This window comes from Streptomyces abyssomicinicus (assembly GCF_008974245.1).
In the GTDB taxonomy this organism is placed as follows: Bacteria; Actinomycetota; Actinomycetes; order Streptomycetales; family Streptomycetaceae; genus Streptomyces; species Streptomyces abyssomicinicus.
Window position 1 is genome coordinate 129,872 of the sequence record NZ_BBZI01000006.1, and the last position, 26,171, is coordinate 156,042.

Annotated in this window: 2 protein-coding genes; both read left to right on the plus strand. The window is 73.6% G+C overall.

Features of this window, described 5'->3' with window-relative positions:
* Positions 1-10,432, plus strand: a 10,432-nt coding sequence (locus GBN72_RS08295) for a type I polyketide synthase (protein ID WP_151771931.1), incomplete at its 5' end; no start/stop codon positions are given.
* 75 nt (positions 10,433-10,507) lie between these two features.
* Positions 10,508-26,167, plus strand: a complete 15,660-nt coding sequence (locus tag GBN72_RS35145) for a type I polyketide synthase (protein WP_246212369.1) — start codon at positions 10,508-10,510, stop codon at positions 26,165-26,167.
* Positions 26,168-26,171: the final 4 nt, after the last annotated feature.

A 26,171-nucleotide genomic window follows, 5' to 3' on the forward strand; every position in this document is an offset into this window, starting at 1 on the left:
GATCACCGGCGCCGGCGGTGCCCTGGGCGGCCTGATCGCCCGCCACCTCGTCACCACCCACGGCGTCCGCGACCTCGTCCTGGTCTCCCGCCGCCCCTCCACCACGCTGGTCGAGGAGCTGCAGGAACTGGGTGCCGACGTCCGGTGGGCGTCCTGCGACGTCACCGACCGCGACGCCCTGGCCGGCCTCATCGGCGAGCTGGCCGCGGCCGACGGCCCCGGCCTTGCCGGTGTGGTCCACGCCGCGGGCGTCGTCGACGACGGCGTTCTGGAGTCCCTCACCCCCGAGCGACTGGCCACGGTACTGCGGCCCAAGGCGGACGCCGCCTGGCACCTCCACCAGCTGACCGCCGACCTGGACCTCGCCTTCTTCGTCCTCTACTCCTCCGCGGCGGGTGTGCTGGGTTCGGCAGGTCAGGCGAACTACGCCGCCGCGAACGCATTCCTCGACGCCCTCGCCACCCACCGCCACACCACCGGTCTGCCCGCCACCTCCCTTGCCTGGGGACCCTGGGCCGACAGCGGCATGCTCCAGAACCTCGACGCCGCAGACCTCGCCCGCATGCGCCGCGGCGGCATACCCCCGCTCGCCCCCGACGAAGGCCTCGCCCTGTTCGACGCGGGTGTGGTGTCGGGTGTTCCGGCGGTGGCGCCGGTCCGGTTGAACCTGGCGGCCTTCCGCAAGGCCCCGGCCGTGCCCGCACTGCTGCGCGGCCTCATCCGCACCCCCAGCCGCCGCACCGCGCAAACCGGCACCGGCCACACCTCCGCCCTCGCCCAACGACTCCTCACCCTCCCCACCCCCGAACGCACCCGCCTCCTCCTCGACACCGTCCGCGCCGAGATCGCCGCCGTCCTCGGCCACGACACACCCGACACCATCCCCGCCGAACGCGCCTTCACCGAACTCGGCTTCGACTCCCTCACCGCCGTCGAACTCCGCAACCACCTCAACACCGTCACCGGCCTCCGCCTCCCCGCCACCCTCGTCTTCGACCACCCCAACCCCACCCTCCTCGCCCACCACATCGAAACCGAACTCCTCCCCACCGACACCACCAACCCCCACACCACCAACCCCACCACCAGCACCACCAGCACCGACGACGAACCCATCGCCATCGTCGGCATGGCCTGCCGCTACCCCGGCGGCATCACCAACCCCAACGACCTCTGGAACCTCGTCGCCACCGCCACCGACGGCATCTCCACCTTCCCCACCAACCGCGGCTGGGACCTCGACACCGGAGAGGGCCGTGCCCCGGAGGGCGGTTTCCTCTACGACGCGGGCGAGTTCGACGCCGATTTCTTCGGCATCGGCCCGCGTGAGGCCCTGGCCATGGACCCGCAGCAGCGCCTGCTGCTCGAGACCTCCTGGGAGGCACTGGAGCGGGCAGGGCTTGACCCGACGTCTCTGCGCGGCAGCCGCACCGGCGTCTTCGCCGGCCTCATGTACCACGACTACGTCACCCAGGTGTCGGGCGTGGAGACCGCGGAGGGTTACCTCGGAACGGGTAACGCGGGCAGCGTTGTTTCGGGCCGCGTGGCGTATGCCCTGGGGCTTGAGGGCCCGGCGGTCACGGTGGACACGGCGTGCTCGTCGTCGCTGGTCGCTCTGCACTGGGCCATCCAGGCCCTGCGTTCCGGCGAGTGCGACATGGCCCTCGCGGGCGGTGTGACCGTCATGGCCACCCCGACCACCTTCGCCGAGTTCTCCCGCCAGGGTGGACTGGCCTTCGACGGGCGCTGCAAGTCGTTCTCTGACGAGGCGGACGGCACCGGCTGGGGCGAAGGCGTCGGCGTGCTGCTGGTCGAGCGTCTCTCCGACGCCCGCCGCAACGGCCACCAGGTCCTCGCGGTCGTGCGCGGCTCCGCCGTCAATCAGGACGGTGCCAGCAACGGCCTCACCGCCCCCAACGGCCCGTCCCAGCAGCGCGTCATCCGCGCCGCACTCGCCGCGGCCGGCCTGACCGGCGCCGACATCGACGCCGTCGAGGCCCACGGCACCGGCACCACCCTCGGCGACCCCATCGAGGCGCAGGCGCTGCTGGCCACCTACGGTCAGGAGCGTCCGGAGGACGGGCGGCCGCTGTGGCTGGGCTCGATCAAGTCCAACCTGGGCCACACGCAGGCAGCGGCGGGTGTCGCCGGGATCATCAAGATGGTCATGGCCATGCGCCACGGCATCCTGCCGCCCACCCTCCACGCCGCACAGCCCTCGTCGAAGGTCGACTGGGCCGCCGGCGCGGTGGAGCTGCTGACCGAAGCACGCGACTGGCCGCAGACGAACGACCGGCCGCGCCGTGCGGGTGTCTCCTCCTTCGGCATCAGCGGAACCAACGCGCACGTCATCCTGGAGGCGCCCGAGCCCGACCCCGCCCCGGCCACCGGGACGGAAGAGCCGGAGACCGCGCTCCCCGCAGTGCCGTGGGTGCTGTCCGCCAAGTCCCCTGAGGCCCTAGCCGGGCAGGCCGAACGCCTTCTGCCGCTGGCCACGGGCGAGGTCTCACCAGTCGATGTCGGCTGGTCCCTGGTGTCCGCACGCACCCTGTTCGATCACCGTGCGGTGATCTTCGGTGAGGACCGCGAGGAACTGCTGCGCGCGGTGGCCGAGGGCCGTTCGGCCGCAGGTGTGGTGTCCGGCGTGGCCGGGAACGGGCGTTCGGCGTTCCTCTTCTCCGGCCAGGGCTCGCAGCGGGCGGGGATGGGCCGGGAGCTGTACGAGGCGTTCCCGGTGTTCGCCGAGGCGTTCGACGCGGTGTGCGCGGAGCTGGACAGGCACCTGGACCGGCCGGTGAAGGAGCTGGTCTTCGACCCGGAGTCGGACCTCCTCGACCGCACCGTCTACACCCAGGCGAGCCTCTTCGCCGTCGAGGTCGCCCTGTTCCGGCTGATGGAGCACTGGGGCGTCACGCCCGACTACCTCCTGGGTCACTCGATCGGCGAACTCGCCGCCGCGCACGTCGCGGGCGTGTGGTCACTGGAGGACGCTGCCGCTCTGGTGGCCGCACGGGGTCGGCTGATGCAGGCCCTGCCCGAGGGTGGGGCGATGGTCGCCGTCCAGGCGACCGAGGACGAGATCCTCCCCCTGCTCACCGACAACTTGTCCATCGCCGCCCTCAACGGACCTACCTCCGTCGTGATCTCCGGTGACGAGGACGAAGTACTGGCGATCGCTGAGCGCTTCGAGAAGTCGAAGCGGCTGCGGGTCAGCCACGCCTTCCACTCCCCCCGCATGGGGCTGATGCTGGAGGTGTTCCGGCAGGTCGTGCAAACGGCGACTTTCCACGCCCCGCGCATCCCGATCGTCTCCAACCTCACCGGCACCGTCGCCGGGGAGGAACTGCTGACCGCCGACTACTGGGTGGACCACGTCCGCCGGGCGGTCCGGTTCGCCGACGGCATCCGCCACCTCGACACGCAGGGCGTGACCGCCTACCTGGAGCTGGGCCCCGGCGGTGTCCTGTCCGCCATGGCCCAGGAGACGGTGGCCGAGGCCGCGTTCATTCCGGCCCTGCGGAAGAACCGCTCCGAGACCGACGCCGTCGTCACCGCTCTCGCCGAACTCCACACCAACGGCACCGCTGTCGACTGGACGGCCTACTTCGCCGGCACCAGCGCCAAGCGCGTCGACCTCCCCACCTACGCCTTCCAGCACCAGCACTACTGGCCCGAGCCGGCCAAGGAGGAAGTCCTCACCGCTGCCGATCCCGCCGATGCGGCGTTCTGGAAGGCGGTGGAGGACGAGGACCTGTCCGCGCTGGACCTCAGCGGGGACCTCAGCCTCAAGGACGCCCTGCCGGCCCTGTCGTCCTGGCGTGACCGGCAGCGGCAGCACTCCACCCTCGACCGGTGGCGCTACCGGATCGCCTGGAGACCCGTGCGGATCACGGACGGGGACGTCACCGGGCGCTGGCTGCTGGTGGAGCCCGCGGGTGACCCGGCCGACGACGGGCTGGGTGCGGGCGTCCTCGCCGAGGCACTGGCCGGGCACGGCGCCGATGTGGTGCGCGTTGCGGCGACCGACCGTGTCGCGCTGGCCGGGCGTCTCGCCGAGGCCGTCGCTCAGGGTGCCGTGACCGGGGTCCTCTCGACCCTGGACCTGGCGGACACCGTCGTCCTCGTCCAGGCACTCGGCGACGCGGACGTGACGGCGCCCCTGTGGTGCCTGACCCGGGGTGCGATCTCCACCGGTGCCGAGGACCCGGTGGTCCGCCCGGAGCAGGCCGCCGTGTGGGGCATCGGCCGGGTCGCCGCACTGGAGCTGCCCCATCGCTGGGGCGGGCTCGTCGACCTGCCGGAGGAGCTCGACGACGGCGCGGCCGCACGGCTGTGCGCGGTTCTCGCCTCCGCGGGGGACGAGGACCAGGTGGCCGTGCGGGGGACCGGCGTGTACGCGCGTCGGCTGGTCCGGGGCTTCGCCGGGCACAGCGTCTCCACCGCATGGAGGCCACGCGGCACCGTCGTCGTCACCGGAGGAACCGGCGCGCTGGGCGCCCGGGTCGCCCGCCGCCTCGCGGAAGGCGGTGCCGAGCACCTCGTCCTCACCAGCCGCCGTGGCATCGAGGCACCGGGCGCCGTCGAGCTGCGTGAGGAACTCTCCGCGGCGGGAGCGCGCGTGACGGTCGCGGCCTGCGACGTCACCGACCAGGAGGCCCTGTACCAGCTGCTCGACGGACTGCGCGCCGCGCAGGAGGAGATCACCGCGGTCGTCCACACCGCCGGTATCGGTCCCACCCGCCCCGTCACCGACCTGGACGACGAGGAGCTGCGGGCCGTACAGGAGGCCAAGGTGCGCGGCGCCCTCCTCCTCGACGCGTACTTCGACGACGACGTCCCCCTGGACGCGTTCGTCCTCTTCTCCTCCAGCGCGGGTGTGTGGGGCAGCGCCGGCCAGGGCGCCTACGCCGCCGCCAACGCGCACCTCGACGCCCTCGCCGAACAGCGCCGCTCGCGCGGCCTCGCCGCCACCTCCCTGGCCTGGGGGGCCTGGGGCGGCGGAGGTATGGCCGACGGCGAGGCGGGCGAACTGATGCGCAAGCGCGGTCTTCCGCTGATGGACCCCGGCCTGGCCCTGCTGGCCCTCGAGCACGCGACCGCGTCCGACGAGACCTGCCAGGTCGTGGCGGACGTCGACTGGGAACTGTTCGCCCCCCGCTTCACGGCGGCCCGCCCCCGACCGCTGATCTCCGAGATCCCCGAGGTCCAGGCCCTCGCCCGGACGGCCGAACAGGCGCTGCGGGACGGGTCCGCCGGCGGCTCGGCGTTCGTCGCCCGGCTGCGCGGGCTCTCCGCCGCCGAGCAGCATCAGACGCTGCTCAAGCTGGTGCGGACCGAGGCGGCAGCCGTGCTGGGGCACTCCGGTCCCGAGGCGGTGAAGCCGGGGCGGGTCTTCCAGGACCTCGGGTTCGACTCGCTCGCCGTCGTCGAACTGCGGAACCGTCTGAAGGCCGCCACCGGTCTGTCGCTGGCAGCCACCCTCGCCTTCGACCACCCGTCGCCCGAGGCCCTTGCCCGCCACCTCCACGGCGCTCTCGTCGGCGACTCCGGCACCGCGGAGCGGGACGAGTTCCCGGCCGCGCGCGACGGCGTGACGGACGACGACCCGATCGTCGTCGTCGGCATGAGCTGCCGCTTCCCCGGCGGCGTGAACTCCCCCGAGCAGCTGTGGGAGCTCATCGCGGCCGGCGAGGACGCCGTCGCGGGCTTCCCGGTGGATCGCGGCTGGGACCTGGAGCGGCTGTACGACCCGACGCGCAGCACGCCGAACACCACCTACGTCGATCGGGGCGGTTTCCTCTACGATGCCGGGTACTTCGACCCGGCGCTGTTCGGCATCTCGCCGCGTGAGGCACTCGGCATGGACCCGCAGCAGCGTCTGCTGCTGGAGACGTCGTGGGAGGCGTTCGAGCGGTCGGGCATCGATCCGGCGTCCGTGCGCGGTACCCGGACCGGTGTCTTCGCCGGTACCAACGGCCAGGACTACGCCACCTTGCTGCTGGGCGTCACCGACGCCGACAGCCTGTCGATGACCAGCAATGCGGCGAGTGTGGTGTCGGGTCGTCTGTCGTACACGTTCGGTCTGGAGGGGCCGGCGGTGACGGTGGACACGGCGTGCTCGTCGTCGCTGGTCGCTCTGCACCTGGCGGTGCAGGCGCTGCGTTCGGGTGAGTGCGATCTCGCGCTGGCCGGTGGTGTGACGGTGATGTCCACGCCGGGCGCGTTCATCGAGTTCTCCCGGCAGGGCGGACTCGCCTCCGACGGCCGGGTCAAGGCCTTCGCCGACGCCGCCGACGGCACCGGCTGGGGCGAGGGCGTCGGCATGCTCCTGGTGGAGCGTCTGTCGGACGCACGCCGTAACGGCCACCCCGTCCTCGCGGTCGTCCGTGGCTCCGCGATCAACCAGGACGGCGCCAGCAACGGCCTCACCGCCCCGAACGGTCCGGCGCAGCAGCGCGTCATCCGCGCCGCTCTGGCCAGTGGTGGCCTGACCGGTGCCGACGTCGACGCGGTGGAGGCGCACGGCACCGGCACCACCCTCGGCGACCCGATCGAGGCGCAGGCTCTGCTCGCCACCTACGGCCAGGACCGTCCGGAGGACGGCCGGCCGCTGTGGCTGGGCTCGGTGAAGTCCAACATCGGCCACACCCAGGCCGCGGCCGGTGTCGCCGGGATCATCAAGATGGTCATGGCGATGCGACACGGGGTGCTGCCCAGGACGCTTCACGTCGACCAGCCGTCCACCCACGTGGACTGGAGTGCCGGATCGGTCGAACTCCTCACCGAGGACCGGCAGTGGCACACCGACGGCCGGCCCCGCCGCGCCGCCGTCTCCTCCTTCGGCATCAGCGGCACCAACGCACACGTCATCCTCGAAGCACCCGACGCCGAGGACGACCGGGAGCCCGGCGAGGACAGAGGCGTCCCGGTCGCGGGCCTGCTGTCATGGCCGGTCTCCGGCATGTCGGAGCGCGCTCTGCGTGCCCAGGCCGAACGGCTGCGCGCACACGCCGTGGACGCGCCCGACCTCATCGACGTCGGACACTCGCTGGCGACGACCCGTGCGGCCCTGCCCTACCGGGCCGTGGTCCAGGGACACGACCGCGACGAGCTCGTCGCGGCGCTCGGTCACCTCGCCCAGGGCGAGGACACCGCCGGGGGAATCGTGCGAGGCGTGGCCTTGGGCGGCGAGACGGCGTTCCTGTTCTCGGGCCAGGGCTCGCAGCGGGCCGGGATGGGACGCGAGCTGTACGACGCGTTCCCGGTGTTCGCCGAGGCGTTCGACGCGGTCTGCGCGGAGCTGGACAAGCACCTGGACCGGCAGGTGAAGGAACTGGTCTTCGACGCCGAGTCCGACCTCCTCGACAAGACCGTCTACACGCAGGCGGGTCTGTTCGCCGTCGAGGTGGCCCTGTTCCGGCTGGTGGAGCACTGGGGTGTCACCCCTGACTACCTGCTGGGCCACTCGATCGGTGAGCTGGCTGCCGCGCACGTCGCGGGCGTCTGGTCCCTCGAGGACGCTGCCGCTCTGGTCGCCGCGCGTGGCCGGCTGATGCAGGCCCTGCCCGAAGGCGGGGCAATGGTCGCCGTCCAGGCGACCGAGGACGACGTCCTGCCCCTGCTCACCGACAACGTCTCCATCGCCGCCCTCAACGGCCCGAACTCCGTCGTCATCTCCGGCGACCAAGACGAAGTCACCGCCATCGCCGAGCGCTTCGAGAAGTCGAAGAAGCTCCGCGTCAGCCACGCCTTCCACTCGCCCCGCATGGAACCGATGCTGGAGGAGTTCCGCACCCTCCTGCAGACGGCCACCTTCCACGCCCCCCGCATCCCGATCGTCTCCAACCTCACCGGTCAAACGGCGGGCGAAGAACTGCTGACCGCCGACTACTGGGTCAACCACGTCCGCCAGGCGGTCCGGTTCGCCGACGGCATCAGCCACCTGGACGCCCAGGGCGTGACCACCTACCTGGAGCTCGGCCCCGGCGGCGTCCTGTCCGCCATGGCCCAGGAAACGACCACCGACGCCACGTTCGTCCCGGCCCTCCGCAAGAACCGCCCCGAGACCGACGCCGTCGTCACCGCCCTCGCCGAACTCCACACCCACGGCACCACCGTCGACTGGACCGCCTACTACACCGGCACCAACCCCCGACGCGTCGACCTCCCCACCTACGCCTTCCAGCACCAGCACTACTGGCCCAAGGTGTCCTTCGGCGCCCCGAGCGGCACCGTCGAGCAGGGCGAGGCAACGGACGACGCCTTCTGGGAGGCGGTGCACCGGGCCGACCTGGCCGGGCTCTCCGAGACGCTCGGTCTCGGCGGTGAGGAGAAGGCCGCTGCACTCGGTGACGTGCTGCCCGCGCTGTCGTCCTGGCACCAGGCGCAGCGGGAGCGGACGGCGGCGGACGCCTGGCGCTACAAGATCGTGTGGCGGCCGCTCACCGAGCCGGCCGTGCCGGCGCTGAGCGGTACCTGGCTGCTCGTCGTCCCGGAGGCGGGCGCCGAGGAGAGCCTGGTCACGGCGTGCTCCGCCGCGCTGACCGAGCACGGGGCGTCCGTCGAGATCCTGAGGCCGGCCGAGGAGCCGGACCTGGCCGCACGGCTGCGGTCCTTCTCGGCGGCCGCGCCGGACGGGGTGCTGTCGCTGCTGGCCATGGACGAGCGTCCGCACCCCGAACACGAGATCGTGCCGAACGGACTCGCGGGCGGGCTCGCCCTCCTCAAGGCGATGGCCGAGGCCGAACTCGACGTGCCGGTGTGGTCGGTGACCCGTTCCGCGGTCGCCGTCACCGGGCAGGACGGGCCGGTACGGCCGACGCAGGCGCAGACGTGGGGTCTGGGCCGGGTGGCCGCTCTCGAGCACCCCAGGCGCTGGGGTGGACTCGTCGACCTCCCGGAGCAGCCCGGCAGCGGTGACCTGAGCCGGATGGTCTCGGTCCTCGCCCAGCGCACCGCGGCGGCCGGGCCTCCGCCGGGCGGTGTCGAGGACCAGGTGGCCGTCCGGGCCTCCGGAGTCCTCACCCGGCGCCTGGTCCCCGCGGCCACGAACGGCGCCGAACCCCGTCGCCGGTGGCGGCCGAGGGGAACCGTCGTCGTCACCGGCGGCACCGGGGCCATCGGCGGCCACGTCGGGCGCTGGCTGGCCGCGAACGGCGCCGAACACCTGGTGCTGACCAGCCGACGTGGCGAGGACGCCCCGGGCGCCCGTGAACTCAAGGCGGAGCTGGAGGCGGCGGGCAGCCGGGTGACGGTCGCGGCCTGCGACGTCGCCGACCGCGACTCCGTGGAGGAACTGCTCGCCAAGCTGGCGTCGGACGGCGACGAGGTCCGCACGGTCATGCACGCCGCGGGCGTGGGCCTGCTGGCCCCGCTGACCGAGTGCGGGCCCGAGGCGGCCGCCTACGTGGCGACCGGCAAGGTGGCCGGCGCCCGCCACTTCGACGAACTCCTCGACCCGGCGCGGCTCGACGCGGTCGTCCACTTCACGTCCGTCGCCGGTGTCTGGGGCGTCGGTGAGCACGGCGTCTATGCGGCCGCGAACGCCCACCTCGACGCACTGGCGCAGCAGAGCCGGGCCCGCGGAGTCCCCTCCGTGGCGGTGGCGTGGGGCCCGTGGGCGGACGGAGGCATGGTGGCCGGCGCCGGCGAGGGCGGGGGAGAGGGAGCCCTCACCCGGCACGGCGTGCTGGCCCTGCGGCCCGAACTGGCGATGGTCGCCCTGCAGCAGGCCCTCGACCACGACGACACGGCGATCGTGCTGGCGGACATGGACTGGGAGCGGTTCGCCCCCGTCTTCACCATGAGCGGCGACCGGCCCCTGCTGACGGAGATCCCGCAGGTCAAGGAGCTGACCGCACGCCAGGACGCGCTGGTCTCCGAGGAGACCGGTTCGGCGCCCGCGCTGCGGGCCGAACTCGCCGCCCTGTCCGGCGCGGAACAGGACCAGCGCGTCCTGGATCTCGTGCGGGAGCACACCGCGTCGGTGCTCGGACACTCCTCCGCCCAGGAGATCGAGGCCCGGCGCCCCTTCCAGGACCTGGGCTTCGACTCCCTGACCGCCGTCGAACTCCGCAACCGCCTCGGTGCCGCCACCGGACTGAGGCTTCCCGCGACCATGGTGTTCGACCACCCGACGCCGGCCGCGCTCGCCTCCTTCGTCAAGGCCGAGGTGCTGCCCACCGCACCGGGCCAGGTACTGCCCTCGGTCGAGGAACTGGACCTTCTCGAGGAGGCGCTCGCCGCACGGACGGGTGACGACATCGGCCGCGTCCGGGTCGTCATGCGGCTCGAGGCACTCCTGTCCAAGCTCAGCCGCGGGCACGGCGACGAGCCGGCGACGGGAGCGCAGGACGGCGCTATGGCAGGACTCGAGTCCGCTACTAACGAGGAGTTGTTCGATCTGATCGACAGGGATCTCGGGCTTTCCTGACCCTGCCTGCCTCTCCCTTCCGAGTAGCAGCAGCAGTACTCACCGTGAGTCAGACCCGACGGGAGCGACCTTTCGATGGCGGACGAAGAGAAGCTGCGGGAATACCTGACCCGTGTGGTCACCGAGTTGCAGCAGACTCGCCAACACCTTCGAGACGTCGAATCGCGGGAAGCGGAGCCGGTCGCGATCGTCTCCATGAGCTGTCGCCTTCCGGGAGGCGTCGCCTCGCCCGAGGACCTGTGGAACCTCCTGTCCTCGGGCGGCGACGCCATCTCGGGCCTCCCGACCGACCGCGGCTGGAACATCGAGGACCTGTACGACCCCGACCCGTCCGCCACGGGCAAGATCTACGCCCTCGAAGGCGGCTTCCTGCACGACGCGGGCGACTTCGACCCGGGCTTCTTCGGCATCTCGCCGCGTGAGGCCCTGGCCATGGACCCGCAGCAGCGGCTCCTGCTCGAGACCTCCTGGGAGGCGCTCGAGCGGGCCGGCATCGATCCGACGACCGTCGCGGGCAGCCCCACCGGCGTGTTCGTCGGCGCGGCGAGCCAGGGCTACGGCGGCGACCTGAGCGGTTCGGCCGGCTCCGAGGGCTACATCCTCACCGGCACGGTGACCTCCGTGCTGTCCGGGCGCGTCTCCTACACGCTCGGCCTGGAGGGCCCGGCCGTCACCCTCGACACGGCCTGCTCCTCCTCCCTGGTGGCACTCCACCTCGCCGTGCAGTCCCTGCGCAACGGCGAGTGCGCCATGGCCCTGGCGGGCGGCGCCTCGATCATGCCGAACCCGGCGGGCCTGATGGAGTTCAGCCGTCAGCAGGGCCTGGCCCGCGACGGCCGGTGCAAGGCGTTCGCCGACGCGGCGGACGGCATGGGCATGGCCGAAGGCGTGGGCGTGCTGCTGCTGGAGCGCCTGTCGGACGCCCGGCGCAACGGCCACCAGGTGCTGGCGGTCGTGCGTGGCTCCGCGATCAACCAGGACGGCGCCAGCAACGGCCTCACCGCCCCCAACGGGCCCGCGCAGCAGCGCGTCATCCGCGCCGCCCTCGCCGACGCGAAGGTCTCCGCGGACCAGGTCGACGTCGTCGAGGCCCACGGCACGGGCACCTCCCTGGGCGACCCGATCGAGGCGCAGGCGCTGCTGGCCACCTACGGCCAGGAGCGACCGGAAGGCCGGCCGCTGCTGCTGGGCTCGGTCAAGTCCAACATCGGGCACACCCAGGCCGCCGCCGGCGTCGCCGGCGTCATCAAGATGGTGCTGGCGATGCGCAACGGCGTGCTGCCGGAGAGCCTGCACATCGACGAGCCCTCCACCCACGTCGACTGGACCGCGGGCGCCGTCGAGCTGATCGACGCACAGCGTTCGTGGCCGGAGACCGGCGGGCCGCGCCGTGCCGGCGTCTCCTCTTTCGGCATCAGCGGTACCAACGCGCACGTGATCCTCGAGCAGGCGCCGGCGGAGGAACCGCCGACCGGGACCGACCAGGTCCCGGTGACGTCCCGCGGCGTGGTGCCGTGGGTGCTGTCGGGCAGGACAGAGGCCGCGGTGCGCGCCCAGGCGGAGCGTCTGCTGGCCCACGTCCGCGAGAACCCGGACACGCCGGTCGCGGACATCGGTTACTCGCTGGCGCTGACCCGCTCCCGCTTCGAACACCGTGCGGCCGTGGTGGCGGCCGGCAGGGACGACTTCGCGGCGGCGCTCGCCGCACTGGCCGAGGGCCGTCCGGCCCCCGGCGCGGTGCGCGGCGCGTCCGCGGGGGAGGCCAGGACGGTGTTCGTGTTCCCGGGTCAGGGAGCGCAGTGGGCGGGCATGGCCGTGCAACTCCTCGAGTCCTCGCCGGTGTTCGCGGCGCGGATGGCGGAGTGCGCGGCCGTGCTCGCCCCCCATACGGACTGGTCGCTGCTGGACGTCGTCCGCAGCGGTGAGGGTCTGGAGCGGGTGGACGTGGTCCAGCCGGTCCTGTGGGCCGTCATGGTGTCCCTCGCGGAGCTGTGGCGTTCGTACGGTGTTCAGCCGGCCGCGGTGATCGGTCACTCGCAGGGTGAGATCGCCGCCGCGGCGGTCGCGGGGATCCTGTCGCTGGAGGACGCCGCGAAGGTCGTGGCCCTGCGTTCGCGGGCGATCACCGCGCTGGCGGGTCTGGGCGGCATGGTGTCCGTGGCCCACGCGGCCGAGGTCGTGCGCGAGGCGATCGCCGCGTGGGACGGCCGGATCTCGGTCGCCGCGGTCAACGGCCCCTCCTCCACCGTGGTGTCGGGCGACGTCGACGCCCTCGAGGAGTTCCTGGCCCACTGCCAGGACAACGACATCCGCGCCCGCAGGGTCGACGTCGACTACGCCTCCCACTCGGCGCATGTGGAAGCGATCCGCGACGAACTCGCCGCCCTCCTGACCGGCATCACCCCGCAGCAGGGCGGCACACCCCTCTACTCCTCGCTGACCGGTCGTCTCCTGGACATCGCCGAGACGGCGATGGACGGCGGCTACTGGTACGACAACCTGCGCAACACGGTCGAGTTCGAGAACGCGACCCGCGCCGCCCTCGCCGACGGGCACACCGTCCTCGTCGAGGTCAGCCCCCATCCGGTCCTCGCCCTCGGCCTTCAGGGCACCGTCGAGGACACCGGCGCCGACGCCTCCGTCCTCGGCACCCTCCGCCGCGACGAAGGCGGCCTCGACCGCTTCCTCACCTCCCTCGCCGAGGCGCACTGCCACGGCGTCACCGTCGACTGGGACACCGTCTTCGCCGGCACCGGCGCTCGCCGCGTCGACCTGCCGACCTACGCCTTCCAGCGGCAGCGCTACTGGCCGGAGTCGCCCGTCGCCGAACTGGCGGAGAACCTCGACCCCGAGGACGCCCGCTTCTGGGAAGCCGTGGAGCAGGGCAACCTGGCGGCCCTCGCCGACGCCTTCGACCCCGCCGACGCCGAGCTGCTGGACGCGGCGCTGCCCGCCCTGTCCTCGTGGCGGAGAAGGCGGCGCACCAACGCCACGATCGACTCCTGGCGGTACAGCCTCGGCTGGAAGCCGGGGACGGCCGCCCTCGACGCGCGCCTGACCGGCCGGTGGCTGGTCGTCCTGCCGGACCACCTGGACGCCGAGACGTCCGCCCTGGCCGACACCCTCACCGCGGCGCTCGTCCGGCACGGGGCCGAGGCGGACCGGCGCACCCTCGCCGAACTCGCCGCCCTGGACGGCATCGAGGACGTCGACGGCGTGCTCTCGCTGCTCGCGCTCGACACCGCCGCACGGCTCTCCACGCATCCCGGGGTACCCACCGGCCCGGCGGCCACGGTGGAACTGCTGCGCGCCCTCGCCGGCATGGAGGCGACCGCGCCGCTGTGGGCCGTCACCCGCTCCGCGGTCAAGGCCGGCGTCTCGGACCGCGTGGTCGACGCGGCCCAGAGCGCCGTCTGGGGACTGGGACGGGTCGCCGCCCTGGAACTTCCCCAGGGCTGGGGCGGACTGGTCGACGTGCCCGCCGGACTCGACGACCGCGGCGCGTCCCGCCTCTGCGGCATCCTCGCCGCGGCGGGCGACGAGGACCAGTGGGCGGTCCGGGACTCCGGCGCGTACGTCTGCCGCCTGACCCGTTCCCCGATCGGCGGCCGTCCGGGCTCCCGGAACTGGACGCCTCGGGGAACCGTGCTCATCACCGGCGGCACCGGTGCGATCGCCTCACGGGTCGCGCACCGGCTCGCCGAGACCGGCGCCGAGCACCTGGTGCTCACCAGCCGCCGCGGGATCGACGCGCCCGGGGCCCCGGAGCTGCGCGACGAACTCACCGCCCTGGGCGCCCGGGTCACCGTCGCCGCGTGCGACGTCGCCGACCGGGACGCGCTGGAGGCGCTCGTCGGCGACCTGCGGGAGGCCGGCGAGACGATCACGGCGGTGCTGCACGCGGCGGGCGTCGACCGGACCGGCGACCTCCTCACCCTCGACGCGCAGCAGCTGCACGAGGTCCTGGCCGCCAAGACCCTGGGCGCCGCCCACCTCGACGAGCTGTTCGACGACGACTCGCTCGACGCCTTCATCCTCTTCTCCTCCAACTCGGGGGTCTGGGGCAGCGGAGGCCACGCGGCCTACGCGGCCTCCAACGCCTATCTCGACGGCCTCGCCCTGAGCCGGCGCTCCCGCGGTCTGACCGCGACCTCCGTCGCCTGGGGCGCCTGGGACGGCGGCGGCATGTCCGGCGGCGACGCGGGCGAGCAGCTGGCCCGCCGCGGCCTCGCCGCCATGCCCGCCGAGCTGGCCATCGAGGCGCTGCGCCAGGCCGTCGAGCACGACGAGACCTGCGTGAGCGTGGCCGACATGGACTGGGAGCGCTTCGCGCCCCTCTACGCCATGTCCCGGCCGCGCCCGCTGATCGGCGACATCCCGGAGGTCCGGCGGGCCCTCGCGGGCGAGGAGGACGCCGCACCCGACGCCCAGGCCGGTTCCTCGGCCCTGCGCGGCAGGCTCGACGGGCTGACCGCCGACCGCCAGAAGGAGATCCTGATCGGCCTGGTGCGTGCCGAGGCCGCCGCCGTCCTCGGCCACCAGGACGCGGACGCCGTGCCGCCCGCCCGGGCCTTCCGGGAACTCGGCTTCGACTCCCTCACCGCCGTCGAACTGCGCAACCGCCTCTCGGAGGCCACCGGCCTCAAGCTGCCGACCACGCTGGTCTTCGACCACCCCGACGCGACCCGGCTCGCCGCCTTCCTGCGCGAGGAACTCCTCGGCGCCCCGACGGCAGCGACAGCCGCGGCGGCCGCGGTCCGCGCCACCGGCTTCTCCGACGACGAGCCGATCGCCATCGTCGGCATGGCCTGCCGTTACCCCGGAGACGTGAACTCCCCCGACGACCTGTGGCGCCTCGTGGCCGACGGCGTCGACGCGATGGGGGCCTTCCCCGGCAACCGGGGCTGGGACCTCGACGCCGTCTACGACCCGGAGGGCCGTCCCGGCGCCTCCTACGTCGCCGAGGGCGGCTTCGTCGCGGGGGCCGGCCACTTCGACCCGGCGTTCTTCGGCATCTCGCCGCGTGAGGCCCTGGCGATGGACCCGCAGCAGCGCCTGCTGCTGGAGACCTCCTGGGAGGCCTTCGAGCACGCCGGCATCGACCCGACGGTGCTGCACGGCAGCCGTACGGGCGTGTACGCCGGTACGAACGGCCAGGACTACGCCCCCTTGCTGATGGCCTCCGCCGAGGGCGCCGACTCCACCCTCACCAGCAACGCGGCCAGCGTCCTGTCCGGTCGGGTCTCCTACACCCTCGGCCTCGAGGGCCCCGCCGCGACCGTCGACACCGGCTGCTCCTCCTCCCTCGTCGCGCTGCACCTCGCCGCCCAGGCCCTGCGCCGGGGCGAGTGCGACCTGGCGCTCGCGGGCGGCGTCACCGTCATGTCGACCCCCATGTCGTTCACCGAGTTCAGCCGTCAGCGGGGTATGGCGGCCGACGGCCGGGTGAAGGCGTTCGCCGACGCGGCGGACGGCACCGGCTGGGGCGAAGGCGTGGGCGTGCTCGTCGTCGAGCGGCTCTCCGACGCCCGCCGCAACGGACACCGCGTGCTCGCGGTGGTGCGGGGCTCGGCCGTCAACCAGGACGGCGCCAGCAACGGCCTCACCGCGCCGAACGGCCCGTCGCAGCAGCGCGTCATCCGCGCCGCCCTCGCCGACGCGGGCCTGACCACGGCCGACGTCGACGCCGTCGAGGCCCACGGCACCGGCACGACGCTCGGCGACCCGATCGAGGCCCAGGCGCTGCTGACGACCTACGGCCAGGACCGTCCCGAGGACGGTCGGCCGCTGTGGCTCGGCTCGATCAAGTCCAACGTCGGTCACACCCAGGCCGCGGCCGGCGTCGCCGGGATCATCAAGATGGTCATGGCGATGCGCCACGGCGTCCTGCCCAGGACCCTCCACGTCGACCAGCCGTCCGGCAAGGTCGACTGGTCGGTGGGCGCGGTACGGCTGCTGACCGAAGCGCAGGTATGGCGGGACACGGAGGACCGTCCCCGCCGGGCGGGCGTCTCCTCGTTCGGCGTCAGCGGGACGAACGCCCACGTCATCCTCGAGCAGGCGCCCGCCGGAGAGCCGGCCGCCGAGCCGGAGGCGGTCCCCGCACCGGCTGGTGCGGCGGTGCCGTGGGTGCTGTCCGCCAAGTCGGAGCAGGCGCTGAAGGCGCAGGCCGAACGACTGCTGGCCCACCTCCGGGAGAACCCGGACGTGCCGGTCGCCGACATCGGCTACTCGCTGGCCCTGACTCGGACGTCCTTCCCCCACCGCGCGGCCGTGATCGCGGCCGCGCCGGGCGAGTTCGAGGCGGCCCTGGCCTCCCTCGTGGAGGGAGCACCGTCCGCCGCCGTCACCACCGCTTCCACCGCCGGCCGTGTCGCCAAGACCGTGTTCGTGTTCCCGGGTCAGGGGGCGCAGTGGGTGGGGATGGCGGTCGAGCTGCTGGAGTCCTCGCCGGTGTTCGCGGCGCGGATGGCGGAGTGTGCGGCGGCTCTGGCTCCGCACATCGACTGGTCGCTGCTGGATGTGGTGCGCAGTGGTGAGGGCTTGGAGCGGGTGGACGTGGTCCAGCCGGTGCTGTGGGCCGTCATGGTGTCCCTGGCGGAGCTGTGGCGTTCGTACGGTGTTCAGCCGGCCGCGGTGATCGGGCACTCGCAGGGTGAGATCGCCGCCGCGGCGGTGGCGGGGATCCTGTCGCTGGAGGACGCGGCGAAGGTCGTCGCCCTCCGATCGCGGGCGATCAGGGCGCTGGCCGGTCTCGGCGGGATGGTCTCGATCGCGCAGCCCGCCGCCTGGGTCCGCGACACGATCACCGCGTGGGACGGCCGGATATCCGTCGCCGCCGTCAACGGCCCCTCCTCGACCGTGGTGTCGGGTGATGTGGACGCCCTGGACGAGCTGATCGCCGCGTGCGAGGAAGCCGGGGTCCGGGCCCGCAAGGTCGACGTGGACTACGCTTCGCACTCCGCGCACGTCGAGGCGATCCGTGACGAGCTCGCCAAGCTCCTGACCGGCATCACGCCGCAGCAGGGCAACACCCCGCTCTACTCCTCGCTGACCGGCCGTCTCCTGGACATCGCCGAGACGGCGATGGACGGCGGCTACTGGTACGACAACCTCCGCAACACCGTCGAATTCGAGGACGCCACCCGCGCCGCCCTCACCGACGGACACACCGTGTTCGTCGAGGTCAGTCCCCACCCGGTCCTCGGCCTGGGCCTCCAGGGCACCGTCGAGAACGCCGCCGTCCTGGGCACCCTCCGCCGCGACGAGGGCGGCCTCGACCGCTTCCTCACCTCCCTGACGGAGGCGCACTGCCACGGCATCACCGTCGACTGGGACACCGTCTTCGCCGGCACCGGCGCCCACCGCACCGACCTCCCCACCTACGCCTTCGAGCACCAGCACTACTGGCCGCGCAACTTCAACCGCACCGGCGACCTCGCCAGTGCCGGGCTGAGCAGCTCCGCGCACCCGCTCCTGGCGGGTTCCGTCGCGGTCGCCGGCGAGGACGTGTCGCTGTTCACCAGCCGCCTGTCGCTGGACTCGCACCCCTGGCTGGCGGACCACGCCGTCCTCGGAACGGTGCTGCTGCCGGGCACCGCGTTCGTCGAGCTCGCCCTGCACGCCGGTGGCCGGGTCGGCTGCCCGGTGCTCGACGAACTCACCATCCAGGCGCCGCTGGTGCTGCCGGAGCGCGGCGCCCGCGCGCTGCAGATCATGGTCGGAGCAGCCGAGTCCGACGGCAGGCGTCCGCTGACGATCCACTCGGCGGTGCCGAGCGAGGACGTCGACACCGTCTGGACCCTGCACGCCTCCGGCTTCGTCGCCGAGAGCCAGGAACAGACCGCCGAGAGCGCCGTGGGCATGGTCCAGTGGCCGCCGGCGGGAGCCGAGGCGGTGCCGGTCGAGGGCATGTACGACCTCCTCGCCGACATGGGCTACGGCTACGGCCCGGTGTTCCGGGGTCTGCGCGCGGTCTGGCGGCGTGGCGACGACCTGTTCGTCGAGGTCGGTCTCGAGGGCGAGGCGGCGGAGCAGGCGGGCCGGTTCGGTCTGCACCCTGCGCTGCTGGACTCGGCCCTGCACGCCATCGGTCTGACCGGAGGCGTGTCCGACCTGGACGGACCGGGTCTGCCCTTCGCCTGGACCGGCGTGGAGCTGTTCGCCGTCGGATCGCCCGCGCTGCGCGTGCGGATGACGGCAGGCGAGGGCGGCAGGATCTCGCTGGACCTGGCCGACGGCATCGGGGTGCCGGTGGGCCGTATCGGCTCGCTGGTCCTGCGTTCCGTCTCGCCGGGGCAGCTGGACGGCGCCGCCGTCCAGGAGACCGGCACCGATTCCCTCTACCGCGTGGACTGGACGCCCAAGGCCGCCCCCGCCGAACCGGTGGACGCGGCGCCGACCCAGGTGGTCGAGCTGGGCGTGGAGGACTCCGAGGACACCCGCGACGCGGTCGTGCGGGTGCTGGGGTCGTTGCAGGAGTGGCTGGCGGCGGAGCGGGAGAGTGACGCGCGTCTGCTGGTCGTGACGCGGGGTGCGGTGGCGGTCGGGTCGTTCGGCGGTGATCTGGCGCTCGGTGCGGTGTGGGGTTTGCTGCGGTCGGCGCAGTCGGAGAACCCGGGCCGGATCGTGCTGGTCGACACCGACGGTTCGGTGGACGATGTGCTGCCGGTGGCGTCGTGGGGCGAGCCGCAGGTCGCGGTGCGTGGAGGCGGCTGGTTCGTGCCGCGTCTGGCGCGTGCGGCGGGCGGGGAGCTGACGGTGCCGTCGGGCGGCGACCGATGGTCGCTGCGCAGTACCGGGAAGGGGACGCTGGAGAATCTGGCGCTGCTCCCCGAGGAGGACTCCGCCGCTGGACTGGCGGAGGGTCAGGTGCGGCTGGCGGTGCGGGCCGCGGGGGTCAACTTCCGTGACGTGCTGAACGCGCTGGGCATGTATCCGGGGCCGGAGGTGCCGCTGGGCGCCGAGGCCGCGGGTGTGGTCCTGGAGACCGGGCCGGGGGTGACCGGGGTGCGGCCCGGTGACCGGGTCATGGGTCTGGTCTCCGGATCGTTCGGCCCGGAGGCCGTCACCGACCACCGCGCCCTCACCCTCATCCCTGATCACTGGACCTACGCCCAGGCGGCGGTCGTGCCGGCGGTGTTCCTCACCGCCTACTACGGCCTGGTCGACCTCGGCGGACTGCGTGCCGGTGATTCCGTGCTCATCCATGCGGCGACGGGTGGTGTGGGGACGGCCGCGGTGCAGCTGGCCCGCCACCTGGGCGCGACCGTCTACGCGACGGCGAGTGAGGCGAAGCAGCGGGTCCTGCGTGAGCGGGGCATTCCGGCGGAGCGGATCGCCTCCTCGCGCAGCACCGACTTCGCGGACGCCTTCCGGGCCGCTTCGGGCGGCCGGGGGGTGGACGTGGTGCTGAACTCGCTGGCCGGGGAGTTCGTCGACGCCTCTCTCGGACTGCTCGCGGAGGGCGGGCGGTTCCTGGAGATGGGCAAGACCGACGTCCGCGAGCCCGCCGACGTCGCCGCCCGTCACCCGGGTGTGGCCTACGCGCCGTTCGAGCTGATGGACGCCGGTCTGGACCGCATCCAGCAGATGCTGCGGGAGGTGACCGCCCTGTTCGCACAGGGGGCGCTGTCCCTGCCGCCGCTGCGGGCGTGGGACGTGCGGCAGGCGCCGCAGGCCCTGCGGCACGTCAGCCAGGCCCGCCACATCGGCAAGGTCGTCCTGACCATGCCCCGCACACCGGATGCGGCCGGCACCTACCTCGTCACCGGCGCGACCGGAACCCTCGGCGGGCTCCTGGCCCGCCACCTCGTCACCACGCGTGGGGTGCGCAGCCTGCTGCTCCTCAGCCGCAGCGGCCCCGCCGCCCCCGGCGCGGACGCACTCGTCGCGGAGCTGGAGGCCGCCGGCGCCCGGGTCGACCTCGTCGCCTGCGACGCCGCCGACCCCGACGCCCTCGCCGCGGCCGTGGCCCGCATCCCCGCCGAACACCCGCTGACCGGCGTCGTCCACACCGCGGGCGTCCTCGACGACGGCGTCATCGCCGAACTCGACGCCGACCGCGTCGACCGGGTCCTGCGCCCGAAGACCGACGCCGCCTGGAACCTCCACCAACTCACCCTCCACCACCACGACCTCACCGAATTCGTCCTCTACTCGTCCACCGCGGCGACGGTGGGCGGTCCGGGCCAGGGCAACTACGCGGCGGCCAACGCCTATCTGGACGAGCTGGCCCGCTACCGGCAGACCCTGGGCCTGCCGGGCCAGGCGATCGCCTGGGGCATGTGGGAGGAACGCAGCACCATGACCGCCCACCTCGGCGAGACCGAGGTGACCCGTATGGCGCGGGCGGGCATCCTGCCGATGGCGAGCGAGTTCGGACTCGCGGCCTTCGACGCGGCGGGCGGCTCCTCCCAGTCCCACCTGGTCGCGGCCCATCTCGACCTGGCCGCCGTCCGGCGTTTCGCGGAGAACGACCGCATCGGCGTTCCCCCGCTGATGCGCGGCCTGGTCAAGGCGCCCGCGCGTCGTGCGGCGACCGCCACCCAGGCGGTCGAGGCCCCCTCGCTGGCGCGTCAGCTGGCGGCGCTGCCGACGGACGCGGCCGAGCGGACCCTGCTCGACCTGGTCCGCACCCACGTCGCCGCCGTCCTCGGCCACGCCACCCCGGAAACCGTCGACACCACCCGCGCCTTCCGCGAACTCGGCTTCGACTCCCTCACCGCCGTCGAGATCCGCAACCGCCTCAACACCGCCACCGGCCTGCGGCTGCCCTCCACCCTCGTCTTCGATTACCCCACCCCCCAGGACCTCGTCGACCACCTCCGCGAGGAACTCCTCGGCCAGACCGCCGCGGTCACCGCGGCCACGGCCGCCACCACGGACACCGGCGGCGACGATCCGATCGTCATCGTCGGCATGGCCTGCCGCTTCCCCGGCGACGTCACCTCACCCGACGACCTCTGGCAGCTCGTCCTTCAGGGCCGCGACGCCATCGACACCGTCCCCCACGACCGGCAGTGGGAACTGCTCCTGCCGTCCGCCTCGGCGGACGGATGGCAGGCTCCGCCGGCCATCCAGGGCGGGTTCCTGCGGGGCGCCGGTGAGTTCGATCCCGGCTTCTTCGGGATCAGCCCCCGCGAGGCGCTGGCGATGGACCCGCAGCACCGGCTGCTGCTCGAGGCGGCATGGGAGACCTTCGAGAACGCCGGCATCGACCCGCGCGGCCTCAAGGGCAGCCCGGCCGGTGTGTTCGTCGGGGTGAACACCCAGGACTACGTATCCCTGCTCGCCAGGGTCCCGGCGGGTGCCGAGGGCTATGTGGCCAGCGGTACCTCCGGGAGCGTCGCTTCCGGCCGCATCTCCTACACCTTCGGTCTGGAGGGCCCGGCCGTCACCGTCGACACCGCCTGCTCCTCCTCGCTGGTCGCCCTCCACCTCGCCGGCCAGGCGCTGCGCAACGGCGAATGCACGATGGCGCTGGTCGGCGGTGTCAACGTGATGGCGACCCCCGGCACCTTCGCCGACTTCGGCAAGCAGGACGCCATGTCCTCGGACGCCCGGTGCAAGGCGTTCGCGGACGCCGCCGACGGAGCCATCTGGGGCGAGGGCGTCGGCGTACTGCTCGTGGAGCGGCTGTCGGAGGCCCGGCGCAAGGGACACGAGGTCCTGGCCGTCGTGCGGAGTACGGCGGTCAACCAGGACGGTGCGAGCAACGGGCTCACCGCGCCGAACGGGCCGTCGCAGCAGCGCGTCATCCGCCAGGCACTGGCCAACGCGGGTCTGACCACGGCCGACGTGGACGTGGTCGAGGCGCACGGCACCGGCACGACGCTCGGCGACCCGATCGAGGCCCAGGCACTCCTGGCGACCTACGGCCAGGACCGGCCCGAGGAGCGGCCGCTGCTGCTGGGCTCCATCAAGTCCAACATCGGTCACACCCAGGCGGCCGCGGGCGTCGCCGGCGTCATGAAGATGGTCCTGGCCATGCGGCACGGCACCGTCCCGCAGACCCTCCACGTCGACCGGCCCAGCAGCCACGTCGACTGGACCACCGGCGCCGTCGAACTCCTCACCGAGACCCGCGACTGGCCCGACACCCCCGACCACCCCCGCCGCGCGGGCGTCTCCTCCTTCGGGCTCAGCGGGACGAACGCGCACGTGATCCTCGAGCAGGCGCCGGACGGCGAGCCGTCCGCCGAGCCCGAGACCGTTCCCGCTCCGGCGGGTGCGGTGCCGTGGGTGCTGTCGGGCAAGTCCGAGGCGGCGGTGCGGGCGCAGGCGGAGCGGCTGCTGGCTCATGTCCGGGAGAACCCGGATGTCCCGGTCGCGGACGTCGGTTACTCGCTGGCGCTGACCCGTTCCCGTTTCGAGTACCGCGCCGCGATCGTCGCGAGCGACCTCCAGGACTTCGAAACCGCCCTGACCGCCCTCGCCGAGGACCGCCCGAGCACCACCACCCTCACCGCCGAAGCCCACACCAACCCCCGCACCGTCTTCGTCTTCCCCGGCCAGGGCGCCCAATGGGCGGGCATGGCCGTCGAACTCCTCGACACCTCCCCGGTCTTCGCGGCACGCATGGCGGAATGCGCGGCCGCACTCGCCCCGCACACCGACTGGTCCCTGCTCGACGTCGTCCGCAGCGGCGAAGGCCTGGAGCGCGTGGACGTGGTCCAGCCGGTCCTGTGGGCCGTCATGGTCTCCCTCGCCGAACTCTGGCGTTCGTACGGCGTCCAGCCGGCCGCCGTCATCGGGCACTCCCAGGGCGAGATCGCCGCCGCCGCGGTCGCCGGCATCCTCACGCTGCAGGACGCCGCCAAGGTCGTCGCCCTCCGGTCCCGAGCCATCACCGCCCTCGCCGGACTCGGCGGCATGGTCTCCGTCGCCCAGGCGGCCGACACCGTCCGCGACACCATCGCCGCCTGGGACGGCCGGATCTCCGTCGCCGCCGTCAACGGCCCCACCTCCACCGTGGTCTCCGGCGACGTCGACGCCCTCGACGAGCTGATCGCCGCGTGCGAATCGGCAGAGGTCCGCGCCCGCAAGGTGGGCGTGGACTACGCCTCGCACTCCGCGCACGTCGAGGCCATCCGCGACGAACTCGCCGGCCTGCTGGACGGGATCACGCCCCAGCCCGGCGGCATCCCCCTCTACTCCTCCCTCACCGGCCGTCTCCTGGACATCACCGAGACGGCGATGGACGGCGGCTACTGGTACGACAACCTCCGCAACACCGTCGAGTTCGAGAACGCCACCCGCGCCGCCCTCACCGACGGCCACACCGTCTACATCGAGGTCAGCCCCCACCCCGTCCTGTCACTGGGACTCCAGGGCACCGTCGAGGACACCGGCACCGACGCCGCCGTCCTCGGCACCCTCCGCCGCGACGAAGGCGGCCCCGACCGCTTCCTCACCTCCCTCACCGAGGCCCACTGCCACGGCCTCACCGTCGACTGGACCACCGTCTTCACCCCCACCGGCGCCCACCGCACCCACCTCCCCACCTACGCCTTCCAGCACCAGCACTACTGGCCCGAACTGTCGGCGCAGACGCCCGCCACGGCGGCGGACCCGGCGGACGCCTCGTTCTGGGACGCCGTCGAGGGGCAGGACCTGGAGGCGCTGGCGCAGGCGCTGGGCGGCGCGGACACCGAGCCGCTGAAGGCCGCTCTGCCCACGCTGTCGAGCTGGCGGCGGCAGCGGCGTGAGCAGGCGGCCCTGGACGGCTGGACCTACCGCGTCGTGTGGAAGCGCGTCGACGAGGGATCCGCGCCGGCGGTGCTGCCGGGTCGCTGGCTGATCGCCGTGCCGGACGGCGGGTCCGTGGACCACACGTTCGTCGACGCCGTCGCACAGGCCATGACCGAGCGCGGCGCGGACGTCACCCCGGTGAGGGTGACCGGGCGGGCGGACCTCGCCGCGGCCCTCGCCGCGCTGGAACCGCAGGGTGTCGACGGCATCGTCTCGCTGACGGGCCTCGCCGACGCCGGCGAACACGGCGCGGCGGGCGTACTCGGCACGGTCGAGCTGGCGCAGGCGCTGGGCGACGCCGGGGTGCAGGCCCCGCTGTGGGCGCTGACCCGGGGCGCCGTGTCCGTGGGCGGGAACGACCCGCTGGACGCGCCGCACCAGGCCGCGGTGTGGGGCCTGGGCCGGGTAGCCGGCCTGGAGCTGCCGCAGCGCTGGGGCGGTCTCGTGGACCTGCCGGCCGAGTGGGACGCGGACGTCGCCGCCCGGCTGTGCGCGGTGCTCGACGGAACGCACGGCGGCGAGGACCAGTTCGCGGTCCGGCACGCCGGAGTCTTCACGCGACGCCTGGTGCGCGCCGGAGCCGCCGGAGCGGCCGACGCGTGGCAGCCCTCCGGCACGGTGCTGGTCACCGGAGGTACGGGGGCTCTCGGCGGACGGGTCGCCCGACGGCTTGCCGAGCGGGGAGCCGAGCACCTGGTGCTGGTCGGACGCCGCGGGCCGGACGCGCCCGGCGCGGACACCCTGCGGGAGGAGATCACCGCTCTGGGCGCCCGGGTCACCGTGGCCGCCTGCGACATCACCGACGGGGCGGCGCTGGAGGCGCTGTTCGCCCGGATCGACGCCGACGGCACGCCCCTGACGGCCGTGGTCCACACCGCGGGCGCGGCGGCCGACGGGCTCCTGGACGGACTGGCGCCCGACCGGCTCACCGAGGCGCTGCGCGTGTCCACGACGGGTGCGGCCCGGCTGCACCAGCTCACCGCGGACCGCGACCTGGACGCGTTCGTGCTGTTCTCCGCGTTCGCCGGCACGGTCGGCGGCGTCGGGCAGGGCGCGTACGCCGCGGCCGCGGCACACCTCGACGCGCTCGCCGTCCACCGCGCCGCACGGGGCCTGCCCGGCGTCTCCCTCGCCTGGGGCCCGTGGGCGGAGGGCGGCACCGCCCAGGACGACCCGGGCTTCGCGGACCGCATGCGGGCCCGCGGACTTCCGGTACTGCCCACCGACGCGGCCCTGACCGCCCTGCTCCGCGCCGTGCCCGGCCCGGACAGGGCCACGGACCCGGCCGGACCCGCGGCGGCCCTCCTGGTCGCCGACGTCGACTGGGCTACGTACCTGCCGGCCTACCTCGCCGCCCGCCCGGCGGCCTGGCTGGAGGACGTCCCGGAGGTCCGGGCCCACCTGGCCCGCGCGGAGCGGACGCAGACGGGCGACGACGCGGACGGCGCCGAGGCCTTCCGGGCGTCCCTGCGGGGGCTGCCGGAGTCCGAGGTCACGCGCAAGCTGCTGGACCTGGTGCGCGGCGAGGCCGCGGCCGTCCTGGGATACGAGTCCGCCGAGCAGATCGGCGCCCGGCGCCCCTTCCGCGACCTCGGGTTCGAGTCGCTCACCGCCGTCAACCTGCGCAACCAGCTGAGCGCGCGGACCGGGCTGAAGCTGCCCGTCACGCTGGTGTTCGACCACCCCACGCCGACCGCGCTGGCGGAGTTCCTGCGCGGCGAGATCGGCGGCGCGGTCCGCTCCCAGGAAGGCGCGGAGACCGCGGTGCTGTCGGAGCTGGACCGGCTGGAGGCCGGCCTGGCGGGCCTCGACGACGACGAGGGCGCCCGGCAGCGGATCACCTCCCGGCTGCGGGCCCTGGTGACCCGGCTCGACGGCGGGCCCGCGCCCGCCGACGCGACGGCCGACGTCGCCGACCGGCTGGACGCCGCGAGCGCCGAAGAAGTACTGGCCTTCATCGACAACGAGTTCGGAGAGGCCTGAGCAA